11 protein-coding genes are annotated in these 15,583 nt (G+C 34.7%); 2 read left to right on the plus strand and 9 right to left on the minus strand.

The window, feature by feature from the left end; genetic code table 11:
• Positions 1–11: 11 nt before the first annotated feature.
• Positions 12–734, minus strand: coding sequence for an FkbM family methyltransferase (locus tag HND39_12345; protein QKJ97006.1), 723 nt, complete (start codon positions 732–734; stop codon positions 12–14).
• Positions 735–1,160: 426 nt separating this feature from the next.
• Here HND39_12345 and ftcD point away from each other — a divergent pair, with 426 nt between their 5' ends.
• Positions 1,161–2,990, plus strand: coding sequence for a glutamate formimidoyltransferase (ftcD, locus tag HND39_12350; GenBank protein ID QKJ97007.1), 1,830 nt, complete (start codon positions 1,161–1,163; stop codon positions 2,988–2,990).
• Positions 2,991–3,108: 118 nt separating this feature from the next.
• Positions 3,109–6,333, plus strand: a complete 3,225-nt coding sequence (locus tag HND39_12355; GenBank protein ID QKJ97008.1) for an acetyl-CoA synthetase — start codon at positions 3,109–3,111, stop codon at positions 6,331–6,333.
• Positions 6,334–6,480: 147 nt separating this feature from the next.
• Here HND39_12355 and tnpA read toward each other — a convergent pair whose 3' ends face one another.
• From tnpA to HND39_12395, 8 genes are all read right to left on the minus strand, one after another.
• On the minus strand, positions 6,481–6,912 hold the full coding sequence (tnpA, locus tag HND39_12360; GenBank protein ID QKJ97009.1) for an IS200/IS605 family transposase: 432 nt from the start codon (positions 6,910–6,912) through the stop codon (positions 6,481–6,483).
• Positions 6,913–7,048: 136 nt separating this feature from the next.
• A complete protein-coding gene (locus HND39_12365) occupies positions 7,049–7,489 on the minus strand; it encodes a DUF2721 domain-containing protein (GenBank protein QKJ97995.1) in 441 nt (146 codons plus the stop codon).
• A gap of 308 nt (positions 7,490–7,797) precedes the next feature.
• Positions 7,798–8,922: a VWA domain-containing protein gene (locus HND39_12370; protein QKJ97010.1), complete on the minus strand. Its 1,125-nt coding sequence runs from the start codon at positions 8,920–8,922 to the stop codon at positions 7,798–7,800.
• 159 nt (positions 8,923–9,081) lie between these two features.
• Positions 9,082–9,513: a hypothetical protein gene (locus HND39_12375; GenBank protein QKJ97011.1), complete on the minus strand. Its 432-nt coding sequence runs from the start codon at positions 9,511–9,513 to the stop codon at positions 9,082–9,084.
• Between the two features lie 222 nt (positions 9,514–9,735).
• Positions 9,736–11,280, minus strand: coding sequence for a cytochrome C (locus tag HND39_12380; GenBank protein QKJ97012.1), 1,545 nt, complete (start codon positions 11,278–11,280; stop codon positions 9,736–9,738).
• Between the two features lie 43 nt (positions 11,281–11,323).
• Entirely contained in the window at positions 11,324–13,495 is a 2,172-nt protein-coding gene (locus HND39_12385; GenBank protein QKJ97013.1) for a cytochrome B, read from the minus strand.
• A 28-nt stretch (positions 13,496–13,523) separates the two neighbouring features.
• Positions 13,524–13,874 (minus strand): c-type cytochrome, encoded by a 351-nt coding sequence (locus tag HND39_12390; GenBank protein QKJ97014.1) that lies wholly within the window; start codon positions 13,872–13,874, stop codon positions 13,524–13,526.
• A 353-nt stretch (positions 13,875–14,227) separates the two neighbouring features.
• Positions 14,228–15,583 (minus strand): sigma-54-dependent Fis family transcriptional regulator, encoded by a 1,356-nt coding sequence (locus HND39_12395; protein QKJ97015.1) that lies wholly within the window; start codon positions 15,581–15,583, stop codon positions 14,228–14,230.

Consider the following 15,583-nt stretch of genomic DNA (forward strand, 5'->3'; position numbering starts at 1 on the left):
CTAAATATTTATTAAAGTTTCGGAGTTGCAATGAAGTTAACACCAGCGGGAATTGTTTTCAGATCAATATTTTCTGCTTCACATTGGTAACCAAACTCTTTTAAAATTTTTAATGATTCAATTGAAGATTCAAAATGATCTCCACCCAGTTCTAAATATATTGTTGGTTTATGTTTTTTAATTGTCTCTTTAGCACCTCGTAACACTTGAGGTTCATATCCTTCGGTATCAATTTTTATAAAAGAAATTCGTTCCGAGATATTATTCGAAAATTTATCAAGAGTTGTAATCTTAATTTCTTCAACAATAAAATCATTTTTATCCTGTGTGACTATCGAACTTAAACCGGACTGTTTTGGATTGAAGTAGAGCGAAGTAGCGCCTTCCTGTTCACCTAGAGCAAGATTAATGATCTCAACATTTTTAAGATTATTTATTTTTACAGTAGATGACAATTTTTTACTGAGTCTCCCTGATGGTTCGAATGAATAGATTTTTCCCGAATCATTCATCAAATTGTTGAGGATCAACACAAAAAATCCCATATTGCCGCCAACATCAATAACTGTATCACCCTTCTTAATATATTTTTCAATTTTATCTCGCTCTTCATTGAACATTCTATCCCAGCAGGCGTGATATAATATTTCACCCCGGTCTCTTCGATTATAAAAATTGAAATAATAATTACCATGATTGACTGTTATGCTTTCATTACCAATTCCTTTTTTCAATTCTAGTTTAATACCGGTAAAAAAACATTTTGATTCAAAGCTAATCGTATTAAAGATTGCATTTAACGTATTCGACAAACCCCTTTTCTTAATACTGGAATTAATTTTTTTTATTGCATTTATCATCTATAAAACAGCTCATCTTGAACAGAAAATTATTAGAACTAAATTTAAGCTATGTAAAATTAACGAATTTTAGATTGCCGGGTTAATTTTGAAGTAAGTTTTTTGATATTCTTACTTGAATCAGATTACTGTTAAGCTAAGGTAATTTCTGAAAAAGTTTTTGACGAATGCAATTAAAAGATAAAAACAAAGGATGATAAACTCTTCGGCGAATATTTCCTTGCCTGTCTGCACCAATAAGTTTAATTTTTCGTATAAATAATTTCATTTTTTGTAAAGCTATCATCAAACGAGAGTATCATGTCCGAAAAGCTTATCGAATGTGTCCCTAATTTCTCAGAAGGGCAGCGACCTGAAATAATAAAACAAATCACAGACGAAATTGAAAATGTTGAAGGTGTAAAACTGCTTGATGTAGATCCCGGTTTCGATATGAACCGCACTGTTGTAACTTTTATTGGTTCGCCAGAAGCAGTTAAAAAAGCTGCATTCAATTCCATTAAAAAAGCAGCTGAGCTGATTGATATGAGCAAGCACAAAGGATCACATCCGCGAATGGGTGCGACTGATGTTTGTCCATTTGTTCCTGTAACCGGAGTTACAACTGAAGAATGCATTGAACTTTCTAAAGAAGTTGCAAAAAAAGTTGGTGAAGAACTTAGTATCCCTGTTTATCTTTATGAAAAATCTGCAAGCAAACCTGAAAGAGAAAATCTTGCAAAAATTCGTCAGGGTGAGTATGAAGCGCTTGAAGAAAAATTAAAAAAACCAGAATGGAAACCTGATTTTGGCCCGACAAAGTTTAATGCAAAAGCAGGTGGGACAGTAATAGGAGTTAGAGAATTTCTGATTGCTTACAATATTAATCTGAATACCCGCGAAGTTAATCACGCAACTGACATAGCTTTTGAAATCAGAGAAAAGGGAAGATCAGCACGCAGAATTAACAATGGAAATTTTTACTATAAAAGTGATGACATTCTGAAATATGAAAAGGGAAATTATCCTTGCGGTGATTGTGATTTTGTTGGAAAGACAATAAAAGAAACTATTGATCATTGTAAAATAAAACACAATTATGATCTTGCTGATATTCTTGAGCAGCATGGAATTGATCCTGCAAAACCTGAAGGTCAGTCAGTTAAAAAACCAGGTAAGTTTAAACACTGTAAAGCCATTGGCTGGATGGTTCCGAAATATGATCGAGCACAGATTTCAATTAATCTCACCAATTATAAAGTGACTTCGATGCATCATGTTCTTGAAGAGACAAGAAAACTTGCTTTTGAAAGAGGACTTGTAGTTACCGGAAGTGAAGTGGTTGGAATGGTTCCTTATCCGGCATTACTTGAAACAGGAAAATTTTATCTGAAGCAGCAGCATCGTTCGGTTGGAATTCCGGTAAAAGATATTTTGAATACTGCTGTTCAGTCACTGGGTTTGAATGATGTCTCTGAATTTAAAATTGAAGAACGAGTTCTCGGACTTCCCAAAAATCTTGAAACAGCATTAGCAGAAATGAAGCTGACAGATTTTATTGACGAAGTCTCACGTGAATCTCCTGCGCCAGGTGGTGGATCGATTGCTGCATTAGCTGGAGCTTTAGGCGCATCATTATCATCAATGGTCAGCAATCTTACAGCAAATAAACGAGGAAGTGATACTGTTGATAAAATTCTAAATGATACTGCAGAACAATGTCAGCAAATTAAAGAAGCACTTGTTAAAGCAATCGATGAAGATACAAATGCGTTTAATTCATATATGAATGCTCGTCGTCTTCCAAATAAATCCGCTGAAGAAAAGAAAATCAGAGAAGAAGCAATGCAGGCTGGATTAAAACAAGCAGTTATGGTTCCATTAAATACTGCAAAACAAAGTCTAAGAGCAATTGAAATTGCAGAAGTTGTTGCAAAGAACGGCAATCCAAATTCAATTACCGATGTTGGTGTTGGCGCACACATCGCTTACACCGGAGTTCTTGGTGGTATTTACAACGTACTGATCAATCTTAAAGATATTAAGGATCAAAAGTTTGTTGATGAGATGAGAAAGACTTGTGCTGAGTTGAAGGAAAAAGCGCAGAAGAAATTAAATGAAGTCTTAAGTTTTGTAGAGAGTAAATTATAAGAAAATATTGTTTTTCCCTTTTATTTATTGACATTTCCGCTTAAGGAATATCAGATCGGAATCTTCCCAAACTTCTAAAATTTTATAATTAATACCTTATAATCAGATGGAGTTATAAATGAAAAAGTATTTTTCTGTTTTTATATTTTTTGTTTTTTCAATCAGCTTATTTTGTCAGTCGGAGGAACTAACCCGTCTTCTTCGCTTCCCTGATATCAGCAAGGATAAAATTGCTTTTGTTTATGCTGGAGATATCTGGATTGTTGATGCAAACGGTGGAACAGCAAGACAACTTACTTCACACAAAGGTATTGAACTCTTTCCAAAATTTTCTCCCGATGGAAAATGGATTGCTTTCTCTGCTGAGTATTCAGGAAACAGACAGGTTTATATTATTTCCGTTGATGGCGGAACTCCGACTCAGTTAACTTACTACAATGATGTTGGAATAATGCCACCACGTGGTGGATTTGATTACCAGGTTCTTGGCTGGACACCAGACGGGAAAAATGTACTCTTCAGAGGAAACAGACTTCCGTGGGGAGAAAGAATGGGAAAATATTTTCTCGTTCCAATTGCTGGTGGATTTGAAACTCCTCTGCAAATTCCTGAAGGCGGCGGTGGAATGTTATCTCCTGATGGAACAAAAATGGTTTACACTCCGATAGAACGCGAATGGAGAACCTGGAAAAGATATCGCGGTGGTCGTGCACAGGATGTCTGGATTTATGATTTAAAAAATAATACCACTGAAAAAATTACAGATTGGCTTGGAACAGATAATCAACCAATGTGGATTGGAGAAAAAATTTATTTCACTTCTGACAGAACCGGAACTCTTAATCTTTATTCTTACGATCTCACTTCAAAACAAACTTCTTCTCTAACTGATTTTGATAATTATGATGTTCTCTGGCCATCAGCAGGTGATGATAAAATTGTTTATGAGAATGGCGGATACATTTATAAATATGATATCACAACAAATAAATATGAATTAGTGCCAATAAAAGTATTTGGTGATTTTCCGGGAACATTTCCTTATATAAAAAATTTAAAAGACCACGTCAATTGGTTTGAAATTTCTCCAACAGGAAAAAGAGCATTGCTTGAAGCAAGAGGAGATGTTTTTACAGTACCTGCTGAGAATGGTGAAATAATTAATATAACTCAAACTCCGGGGATAAGAGAAATAGATCCAGTCTGGTCACCCGATGGAAAATGGATTGCATATCTATCTGATAGAACTGGTGAGTATGAAATCTATACAAAATCTTCTGATGGAAGTGGTGAGGAAAAACAAATTACTAATGACGGAACTATCTGGAGGTTTTCTCCCGTCTGGTCACCTGATAGTAAGCAAATTGCTTTCGCTGATAAAAATCAAAAACTATGGTATGTAAATGTTGATGATGGAAATCAAATCGAAGTTGATCATAGTAATTATAATGATATAACAGATTATAAATGGTCACCGGATAGTAAATGGTTAACCTATACTAAAAGTGATGAATCAAGGATGGGTTCAATCTGGATTTATTCACTTGATAAAAAAGAAATTACAAAACTGACAAGCAGTCTAACTGATGAATTCAATCCGGTTTTCAGTAAAGACGGAAAGTATATTTATTTCTTTTCAAATCGTGATTTCAATCTGGAGTTCAGCAGTTGGGAATTTAATTACGTTTACACAAATCCAACAAGAGTTTATTGCGCTGCATTAAACAATGATGTCCCAGCTTTATTTCAACCCAAAAATGATGAAGAAATCACGAACAATGAATCAAAAGAGAATAATGATACTGGCGAGGTTGTAGTCAAAATTGATCCTGAAAATTTTGAAAACAGAATTAACGTCCTACCGGGGAAATCAGGAAATTATTCTTCACTTTATCCAACAGAAAAAGGAGTCGCATATATTTTTCAAAATGACTCAGGTTCCAGATTAAAATTATTCAATCAAAAAGACGAGAAAGAAACAGCTATCCTTGAAGATATCGGAAATTATTTGGTCTCATCTGATGGAAAGAAAATAATTTATAGTAAAGGTTCTGATTACGGAATAATTGATATAAAAGAAAATCAGAAAAACACTGATGGAAGAATTGATCTTAGCAAATTGGATGTAAAAATATTTCCGAAAGCAGAATGGGAAGAAATTTTTGTTGATGGCTGGCGGCTTTTACGTGATTGGTTCTACGATGCAAATATGCATGGGGTTGATTGGAATGAAATGAAGGAAAAATATGGTCAACTCGTTCCTTATGTTTCTCACCGAATGGATCTAGATTATATCTTTGGTGAACTCGGCGGTGAGCTAAACTCAGGTCATGTTTATGTTGACTGGGGAGATTTTGAAAGAGTGAAGAGAATAGATAGTGGTTTACTTGGCTGTGAACTCGAAGCTGATCCATCAGGTTTTTTTAAGATTACAAAAATTTATAAAGGGGAAAACTGGCATTCAGATTTTCGTTCTCCGCTGACAGAACATGGTGTTGATGTAAAGGAAGGTGATTTCATTATTGCTATTAATGGGCAGGAAGTGAAGACAAATGAAAATCCATATAAATTTCTTGAGAATAAAGCTGGTATTGTAATTACACTTCTGGTTAATAGTAAACCTTCAAAGGATGGTGCAAGAGAAGAAAAAGTAAAACCAATTAGCAATGAAGGAAATCTTCGTTATCTCGATTGGGTGAATTCAAGAATGAAAATAGTTGATGAATTATCTGGTGGTAAAATTGGATACATTCATATTCCTAACACTGCAGTCGAAGGCAACAGGGAATTATTTAAATATTTTTATCCACAGACAAATAAAGAAGCATTGATTATTGACGATCGTTACAATGGCGGCGGATTTGTTCCTGACAGGATGATAGAACTTGTTTCCAGAAAAACTTTGAATTACTGGGTAAGACGCGGAACCGAACCAACTCCTGTTCCGGGATTTGTAATGGATGGACCTAAAGTTTGTTTGATAAATGGTTATTCAAGTTCGGGTGGTGATGCTTTCCCATATTACTTCAGAGAAAAAAATCTCGGTAAAATTATCGGTACACGTACCTGGGGTGGGTTAATTGGTCTTTCAGGTAATCCAAATTTAATGGATGGAGGCTCGATTAGTATTCCGACTTTCAGGTTTTTAGATACAAATGGAAACTGGGCAGTTGAGAACGAAGGTGTTTATCCAGATATAGAAGTTCTTGATCGTGCTGATCTGGTAGTGAAAGGAGAAGATCCATCTTTGGAAAAAGCAGTTGAAGTTTTATTAGAGGAATTGAAAAATAATCCTCCGAAGAAATTGGTTGTTCCGCCTCCACCGGATGAATCGAAGAAATAAATGGCCCCACTCCTCCGAAGGAGTCCTATGGACCGTCCTCTCCCCAAAGGGGAGAGGTGGAACCTTTTCAAGAAATTATAGCCCCGTGCTTCAGCACGGGGATAGAATAATACAAAACGGATTTGGCTTTAGCCAAACCAACTAAAATTAGTTTAAATTCTCAAATCCATATTTCTTCTTAAACTCATCAAGTTCTTCAAGAAAACTTTTTATACGATGATGTTCTTCCTGATTATCGATATGCTTTCTAACTTTATCAAGAATGGATTTACTTACAGAAAGTGCAATGTAGTCATCCTGCCATCCGAACTTACCTTTTATCACTTGACTTTTATTTACCCATTGTGATGATTCACCTTTAATCAACTGAACTATTTTACTGATTGTTTGATCGGTTCCAAGAGATATTAATAAATGAATGTGATCATCTGTGCAATTGATACTATCAATAAATATTTCTTTTTCTTTTGCATTAGATTTTATATGCTGAATCAGAATTAGTTTAAGTCCTTTTGCTATGATTTTTGACCTGTTTTTTGTTGACCAAATAACATGAAGATAAATGTTTATAAAACGCATTGTGTATAGACTATTTGATATTAAAATATTGGATAATTTAGGAATAGAAATCTTAAATAGAAAGTTTTGGCTAAAGCCATAAGTGCCGGTGTGCTATTTTATTTTTAACCCCGACTTGAAAGTCGGGGCTATTATTCTATTCATCACTCTCAACTTCGAACTTAACAATCACGTAACCTTTCCAGGTTTCATAAGCTGCGAAGAGAACTCCAACTAAAACAGAAATCATTCCTAAGAGAAATAGAATTGTGATGAAACTATTTATTTTTGTTACTTCAAATAAGTATCCGAATCCAATAAGTAAAGAAGTCAATACAAATAATGCAACAGCAAGAGTATATGACAGAACTGCATTTCTCACCAGACCGACCCGATAAGTCAGCTTTTCAAGCTGCTTGGTAATACTTTCAAATCTTACGTTTTCCTGGAAACTGAATTCTTTATCACCAAGTTTGTGAAGCGCTCGTCTTCGTTCTTCATTCAAAAGACGAATTCTGTTTACCACCAAAGAATATTTATTATTCATTGCGAGAAGAAGAAGTCCGCACGCAGAGATCATTAATCCCGGTGCAAGCATTAGCTGAATTATTTCAACGATGGATGATACGTCTGGCATTGTTCTTAAAATTTGTTGAAGTAAATATAATGAAAAGTGAAAGATGCATTTGATCTGAGTCATCACGAGTTCCATCAGAGTTGAAACGAAGTGATCTCAAATTTAGTTTAGATTGTTTCGCTAATCACTCGCAATGACAGACTGAAAAGCCATCACGATGAGTATTTTTCTATATAGAGTCATCCCGAACTCGGTTCGGGATCTCTTATACTTATGAGATGCTGTCCAAAGGACTCCTTTGGAGAAACAAGTTCAGCATGACTAAATAATTATCGTTCAAATTCAAAATTCTTCTTTGAAGCCTGTTCTTTAATAAGCTTCAACATTGCTGCATCAAGCGTATTATCCTGAATGTTTTCTTTTTGTTGTTTTGCAATGAAGTCTCTTCTTTGCTGATCAAGTTCATTAATTTCTTTTTGAATTTTTTCTCGTTCATTTGCTTTTTGATCAACATATTCTTTTTGTTCTTCCTTCGTCATATTCTGCATTTCTTCCGGTAACTGATCTTTTGGAATATCATCAATATCAACTCCTTCTTTTTCTGCATCAACAAGATCCCACGATTCATTTTTGTACTGACCGCTTCCTTTTGTAATTGATCTCTCAACCATTACACTTGGAGAAAGATTACTTGCGTTATCATCCTGTGTTGATTGTCTTTGCTTCAATGTTTCGCCCTCGTAACCATAAGCTATGTAAGTAGAATTTAATTTTTGTCCAAGCTCAACAAGTCTGTCATCGTACGGAGTCGGGATATGAGCGATGTGACAGTCGCTGTCAATATTTAAATATTTTCCATTTGCAAGATCAGCACCATTTTTCCAAAAAGTTTGAACTCCTTCATTATAGTTACCACAAAAAATTGTATTTACTATTATATCTTTATTGCGAGCTGATTTGCATGCATCCTTGTAATCCTTTTCTCCCTGGTCGAATGGTTCATTTCCTGCAATGAATATTACTTTATAATTATTATCATCTTTATTCCATTTTAAATCTCGTAGAGCTTCTGAAATTACGGTTCCACAATATTCACTTCCTCCGTTTGTTTTGAGATTGAATAATTCTTCCGAGATTTTATCAAGATCATTTGTAAAGGGAGTGATAAGTCTTACATAACCTTCCATTGATGAAAGTCCGTCATTCCCGTATTCATACAATGCAACTGAAAGATTTGTTTTTTTACCATTGCATTTTGAACGGGACATTTCATTTACAATTTTCCAGAGTTGAGTTTTAGCCTGGTCAATTAATCCATCCATACTGTTACTTGTGTCCAGAAGAATGGCAAGCTGAATATTGCTGCTGGTTGGGTTTGAGTTTGATTTTGCAACATCCCCGAAAAGTGTGAAACTGATAAGAAAGCAAATGAACATAATTAATGAGCTTTTCATTTTTAACTCCTTAATGAGTGATGAAATTTATTTTGTTGAGGGTTTAACTATTCAGGAAGGGAAAAGTTCCATGATGAGTTGGAATGAAAAGACGAAATATTTTTATATTAAATTTATGAAAATTAGAGAGGTTAAAAAGTATCAATAGCGCTTGGATAATTAAATTACTGATATACCAATGGTAATATAGAATAATAAGGGCCATCCAAAAGTGGTGTGTATCCCACTTTCTAATTCCAATGATAATTTGTTATTCAATTCAAAAAGATAAAAACCATTTAAGCCTAAGAAGGGTGCAGGTGCAAAATTTAAATCATAAGTAGCTAAGGCTAACCCTGCACAACCAGCTATAAATAAATTCCTGTATAATCTGATTTCGGGTCCAAATTTTGCGTATGGAAGGAAATATACATTATAATCATCAGAATGTTTATAAGTAATAATTAAAGTATTTATTCCTAGCTCAAATGCTAAGTCAACCTTAACGTTGTATGATGAACGATCAAAACCACTTGAACGGTAACTTAAATTTATAAATGGATATCTAAATTCATCATAATTGCTTAAGAGATCTACATAACCAAGAGACAATCGAAACCTGGATAATCTTTGATAACTATCTTTTTCTATACAAGTATTCTCCTGAGCGAAAGTAATGCTCAAACAACTTAAAATGAAAAATATTTCGATATGATACTTTATATATCCCCCAGTTAGAAAATTATTTTGTATTTACCCTTCATACTCCTTCGACATCTAAGTCTCATTCCTATTCTTTGCATATATAACGGATATAATAGGCAGTTCAAGTTTCTATTTTTTACTACTTACTATTTTTTTATAGTTTTTAAAATAGTCCTGCTGCTTTTCTCGTGCGTGACAATTAACGCAATCTTGTTCGATGAAAGATTCTTCAAGCTGAATAGGATGAATAAATTCTATTCCGTTAATAGAAACATTTTCTTTACCATCGGGCGTTACCTGCGAAATAATCGTATGGCAAAGGTTGCAATCTTTTCTGATCACTCTTCCTTCTTCACTTACATGTTTATTATCGTGGCAGCGGAAACATCCTGTATCGTATAAATGCGAAATATGGTTCGGGAATCCTCGCCAGCTCACGTTCATTGTAGGAAAATAATTCCGGCTGTAAATTTTTTGTATCTCTTCAATACTTTTTTCAATAGAAGGCAATTGAGTTTTATAAACTTCCGGATAATTGTATTGATAAAAATTATGCATAGAAATTCTGATACTATCCAGAGCAATCTCCTTTTTGGAATACCTGGTCTCCAAGATATCAACTGCAACACTTTTAATAAATGGTAGAGTTTTATCAATCCGATCCAGAGACAATGAAAGATTTACAGATTTATCCGCTGGATTATATATATGCGATGGTCTGTTATGGCAATCTATACAATCCATAGTTCTGCGGTTTTCTTCAGGGACATCTTTCTCATTGAAATCAATTTCAGTGCTTCGGTAAATTATTTCTTTACCTTCGCTATTAATTTGTTTTACCCAGGGAATTACATTTCGTTTTTCGTCAAGGTGAATATATTCAATTTTGTTAGCAATGTTCATATGCCAGTGAATTCCCTCTGCACGACCAAGTTCAGAATTTCCACCGCCAATTTTAAGAAGCATTGCTATCGAAGATTTTGTATTTGCTTCATCATACAAAAAATAATCTGACTTATATTTTATTTCTGAGAAAAAATGACCAGGCGAATGGCATTGTTCGCAAGTTCCCTCAGCGGGTCTCAATTCGTGAACCGGTGTTGGAATCGGACGTGAATATTTATTGAACAATACTGAATAAACCTGATAAGCACCGGAGATTTTTGATTTTACAAACCAATCTGCACCTGAACCAATATGACAGCCGACGCAGCCAACTCTTGAGTGAGGAGAGGAAAGATATGCTGTGTATTCTGGTTCCATAACTTCATGACAAATCGTACCGCAGAATTCATCCGATTCAGAATATTCGAATGCTTTATAACTACCAAATGCAGAAAAGAAAATCAGAAGCAATGTTCCAACCGTAAAGAATGTAACAGCTCTTCTTTGTTTAATATCGTTAAGATCTATAACTAAAAATTTTCCGCTTCGTTCAAGTCCTCTTTTTATTCTTCTTCTTTCACGGATGATTCCATAAGCAATAAGCAGCAATCCGAAAATCAGTATTGCTGGTAAAATGATAAAGGTTATTATTCCAAGATATGGATTTGATTCACCGCTGAATATATCCAGGATGAAAAGAAAAATTATAAGTCCAAAGCTTATTGCGGCAATACCTGCACCGGTGAGTGTTACCGGATTGTAAACTACGGGAGGGAATAATTTTTTCATACAAACAACCTGAAATATTTTTTGTTATGAAAAGAAAAAATAATTATGACTTTTCCCCGGAATCTTCTGATTCTGCTTTAAGTTTTTCTTCTTCTGCTTTTGCAATTTTTTCCAGTTCAAGAGCATGTTCTTCAGCCATTTCACCTTCGGTCAACGTTCCTTTCCACCAGGCAAGACTCATTGGGTAAACATCAGGATTAAATATTACGAAGTAGAAATGCCAGATAACTATGGCAAGGAATGCAAGCCATGCTTCATAATAATGAATTGTTCTTGCAATATCCCATCCAAGTTTCGTAATCAAACCCATAAAATAATTATTGAACCACATAATTATTCCGGTAGCTGACATTACAATAGTTCCCCAGATCAATGCCCAGTACTCAGCTTTTTCAACATAGCTAAATCTATCCAGCTTTGGTTTTATTTTTGAAATTCCGAGATTAAATCTGGCAACGTCAATAGCATCTCGGATATCCTGGTATTTTGGAAGAAGATCTTTAATGAGCTGTCTGCCTCGTGTTGTAAAAGAAATGTAATAGATATGATATAAGCTGATACCAACCATTACACAAGCAGAAATTCTGTGTATGAGGCTTCTGTATTCAAATGCATCACTGCTGAAATCTCTGATATGCCTTGCCCACCAGGCATTCGGATAACTTAACATAAATCCGGTTACTACGAGCAGCATAAAACTAATCGCCATAGTCGCGTGCTGCAATCTTTCATTAACAGTCATTCGAAGATATAATCTGTGACTGTGTCTTTCTTCTCTTATCAAACCTCTTTGCTTCATCTTTTTAATTTTTGATTTTCTGAAGAAGTCAAAGGTGTTATGAACAAACATCAATCCAATAACAACGAATATCAAAGTAATGTACATCCGCGCAATGAAGAAGATTATCGGTTCACTTTCTTCTTGTCTTGTAATGTGAATTTTTCCTACTGTAAATCTTTCATTCGCACCAGGATGACAACCGCCGCAAGTCTTAACTAAATTAGCTTTGTTTACAGTAGATGTCGGATCTGAAGATGGTTTAATATTGTGAGCACCATGACAACTTGCACAATTAGCTGCCGAGACTGATCCACCTTCAACAGCTAATCCATGATAGCTGTCAGTAAAAGTTTCAAACCTGTCGCTTGATAATCCATATTTATCAGACAGCCTGACTGAATTGTGACAAGGTGAACAGACTTCTCTGGAAAGATTTAGAAATGCAACAGGAGATTTTGGATCATCTTTTTTTAGGATATTGTGTTCTCCATGACAATCAGTACAAACCGGTGCATCTTTTACTCCTTTCATCGCTACAATACCATGTATGCTTTGCGAATACTCTTTCGCAATTTCGGTATGACATTTACCGCAGGTTGAAGGTATATTTTGTTTGAAAGTTGGAGAGCTATTGTTTGTACTTTTAAGTACTTCATGCGAGTTATGACAATCAATACAAGTTGCGGCATCAGGATTGCCTGAATTCAATGCGGAACCATGAACACTCTTTTCGTACATTGTTATAAATCCGGCAGTAACAGATGTTCTTGCTCTAACTTCCGGCGAATCCAGATGACAGGATAAACATAATTTTTCCTGAGCAATTTTTATATCTACAAGGTTCTCTCCATCATGAACTTTTGCAATCGGGTTTTTATGACAGGTTAAACAATTTGGTGCACCCTGCATTCCATCTTTGAAAGACTTGAAATGCTCTGATGCTAGATATTTATTTTCTACTTTTGAGTGACATTGACCGCAGGATTTAGGCAGATTTTCCGTACTCCATTTAGCGCCAGGTTTAGTCGGGTTCTGAGCATAATGATAGTCGTGACAGGACAAACAATTTACATCTTTTCCTTTTTCATTTCCGGTTGCTTTTAACAAACGCGGATGGAATAAATGTTTTACAATTTCTTTCTGATGACAGCTTGTACAATTTTTTGGTGTTAGATTATCGCTGTGTGGTATTTCTTCGGCATCAAAATTTGTATGGCACGAAATACATTTCAATTTAGAATGGCTTGCAGAATTGAATTTATCACCGCTTACAAAAATTGAAACCTCTTTATCATTTTTCTCCATAGTAAATGTGTCATCATCGTGACACATCAGGCAGTCATCATTGGATTGTGCAAATCCATTCAAGAATAAAAAAAGAAAAACACCCATTGTTAATATGAGTGTTCTTTGCTTACATAAAGGTTTGTTCATCAAATTTATAAATTGATTGAGAAGTTGATCAGCTATCTTTTACAGTTTTCAAAGTAAAAAGCCAATTGACAAGATTATTTAGTTCCTCTTCTGTTCCTTTGAATTTTGTTTTATGTTCTTTATCGTTAATCTTTGCTTCTTTCAATAAATATGATTTTATAAGATGTGCATCGCCAACAGTACCAACGTTTGAAAGATCAGTAGCATCATCCTTCTTTGAAGTAATATCCATTGAAGTTACTGTATGGCAGTTATTACATTTTGCGTCAATGAATATATTCTTTCCATCAATTTCCTTATCCTGTGCAAACGAGAAAGCGATTGCAAATAAACCAATGATTGCTGATATAAACAACATGAAGAAAAATGTATTTTTCATTTTATTATCCCTTTGTTTTTTGCTTTTTTAATTAAGAAAATTAGTTGCCAATTGCTAACAAAGACAATACCACTGCAAAGCTTAAAGAAAATAGGGCGTGTTAAGTTACTTCCTCAATCAAACTTCTCGTTAATGAGAAGTTCAAACACCAATATTTTGCATATTTTAGAAAGAAATATACACTACTTAGACTAATAATTTGTGCTTACTACTTTCTCCATCAAGTGTTCAGGTTTTTTATTATGTTCAATAAGAATGGGTGAAAAAGTATGAATCAGTTCAATATCCGGTTTTGATTTTTCGTCAGTGATTATTACTTCATTCATTAAATATACTTTTCAGGATTTCACTTATTAAATCTGAATGTCAAGTTCTTTCATCTTCCTGTAAAGAGTGGAAAGACCAACCTGTAGTGTCTCTGCAGTTTTTTCTTTATTGAATTCATTTGCTTCAAGCGCGCGGATAATAATCTCTTTTTCAAATCTTTTTACTGAATCATCAAGTGAGCCGGAAGGTGAGTAATCAGAATGATCTGAAGGAGATTGAAATTGTACTGGCAGATGATTCATAGCAATAAAATCCTCATTACAAAAAATTACAGCTCTTTCGATTACGTTTTCTAGTTCACGAATTTCACCTTTCCATTCGTGATTCATCAATGCTCTCATTGCGTCATTAGATATTCCTTTGATATTCTTATTCATCTGTTTTCTGTATTTATTCAAGAAATGATCAGCGAGCAGCGGAATATCTCCATCACGTTCTTTTAAAGATGGTAAGTGAATATCAACTACATTAAGTCTGTAAAATAAATCTTCTCTGAATTTTCCCTGTACAACATATTCCTGGAGGTTTCTATTTGTTGATGCAATGAATCTTACATTTACAGGAAGAGAAACAGTTGTACCTACGGGAGTATATTCTTTCTCCTGAATTGCTCTTAAAAGTTTTACCTGAAGTTGCGGCGGCATTTCACTAATCTCATCGAGGAATAAGGTTCCAGCCTCTGCTGCTTTTATAAAGCCTTCTTTATCGCTGATCGCACCTGTGAAAGCACCTTTCTTGTGACCAAATAATTCACTCTCGATAAGGTTTTCAGAAATCGCTCCACAATTTAAAGCGATAAATGGTTTGTTAGATCTTTTTGAATTGTAATGAAGAGCTTTGGCAACGAGTTCTTTTCCGGTACCGCTGTTACCCGAAATCAGAACGGTACTATCTGTGTCAGCTACTGCTTTTATCATTTCAAAAATCTGCTGTATAGCCGGACTCTTCCCGATAATATTTGTGTAATCATATTCACGCTGTAATTCTTTCCGGAGAATTCTGTTTTCAAGATGCAGATCGCGCATCTCAAATAATTTTTTAACTTTAATCAGGAGTTCATCAAATTCAACTGGCTTTAAAATGTAATCGCTGGCACCACCTCTGAGAGCAGCAATAGCAGTTTCCATAGAGCCGTATGCTGTAATCACAATCGTACTTGTCTGTAAATTCATTTTTTTAATCTCATCAAGCAATTCGATGCCCTTCATTTCAGGCATTTCTAAATCTGTGATTACCAGATCGAATGATGTTTCTTTGAGCATATCAAAAGCAACTTTACCATTCGCTGCTTCAGTTACTTCATATTTTTCTTTCGTCAGGATGTAAGAGAGAGATTCACGGATGATATCTTCATCATCAACTACTAAAATTTTTTCAGCCAT

This window comes from Ignavibacteriota bacterium (genome assembly GCA_013285405.1).
GTDB lineage: Bacteria > Bacteroidota > Ignavibacteria > Ignavibacteriales > Ignavibacteriaceae > IGN2.

What these genes read in the sequence shown, in the direction of transcription:
- ftcD (QKJ97007.1), top strand. Translation starts at nt 1,161, where the DNA reads ATGTCCGAAAAGCTTATCGAATGTGTCCCTAATTTCTCAGAAGGGCAG.
- HND39_12355 (QKJ97008.1), top strand. Translation starts at nt 3,109, where the DNA reads ATGAAAAAGTATTTTTCTGTTTTTATATTTTTTGTTTTTTCAATCAGC.
- tnpA (QKJ97009.1), bottom strand. Translation starts at nt 6,912, where the DNA reads ATGCGTTTTATAAACATTTATCTTCATGTTATTTGGTCAACAAAAAAC.
- HND39_12365 (QKJ97995.1), bottom strand. Translation starts at nt 7,489, where the DNA reads ATGCTTGCACCGGGATTAATGATCTCTGCGTGCGGACTTCTTCTTCTC.
- HND39_12370 (QKJ97010.1), bottom strand. Translation starts at nt 8,922, where the DNA reads ATGAAAAGCTCATTAATTATGTTCATTTGCTTTCTTATCAGTTTCACA.
- HND39_12380 (QKJ97012.1), bottom strand. Translation starts at nt 11,280, where the DNA reads ATGAAAAAATTATTCCCTCCCGTAGTTTACAATCCGGTAACACTCACC.
- HND39_12385 (QKJ97013.1), bottom strand. Translation starts at nt 13,495, where the DNA reads ATGAACAAACCTTTATGTAAGCAAAGAACACTCATATTAACAATGGGT.
- HND39_12390 (QKJ97014.1), bottom strand. Translation starts at nt 13,874, where the DNA reads ATGAAAAATACATTTTTCTTCATGTTGTTTATATCAGCAATCATTGGT.
- HND39_12395 (QKJ97015.1), bottom strand. Translation starts at nt 15,583, where the DNA reads ATGGCTGAAAAAATTTTAGTAGTTGATGATGAAGATATCATCCGTGAA.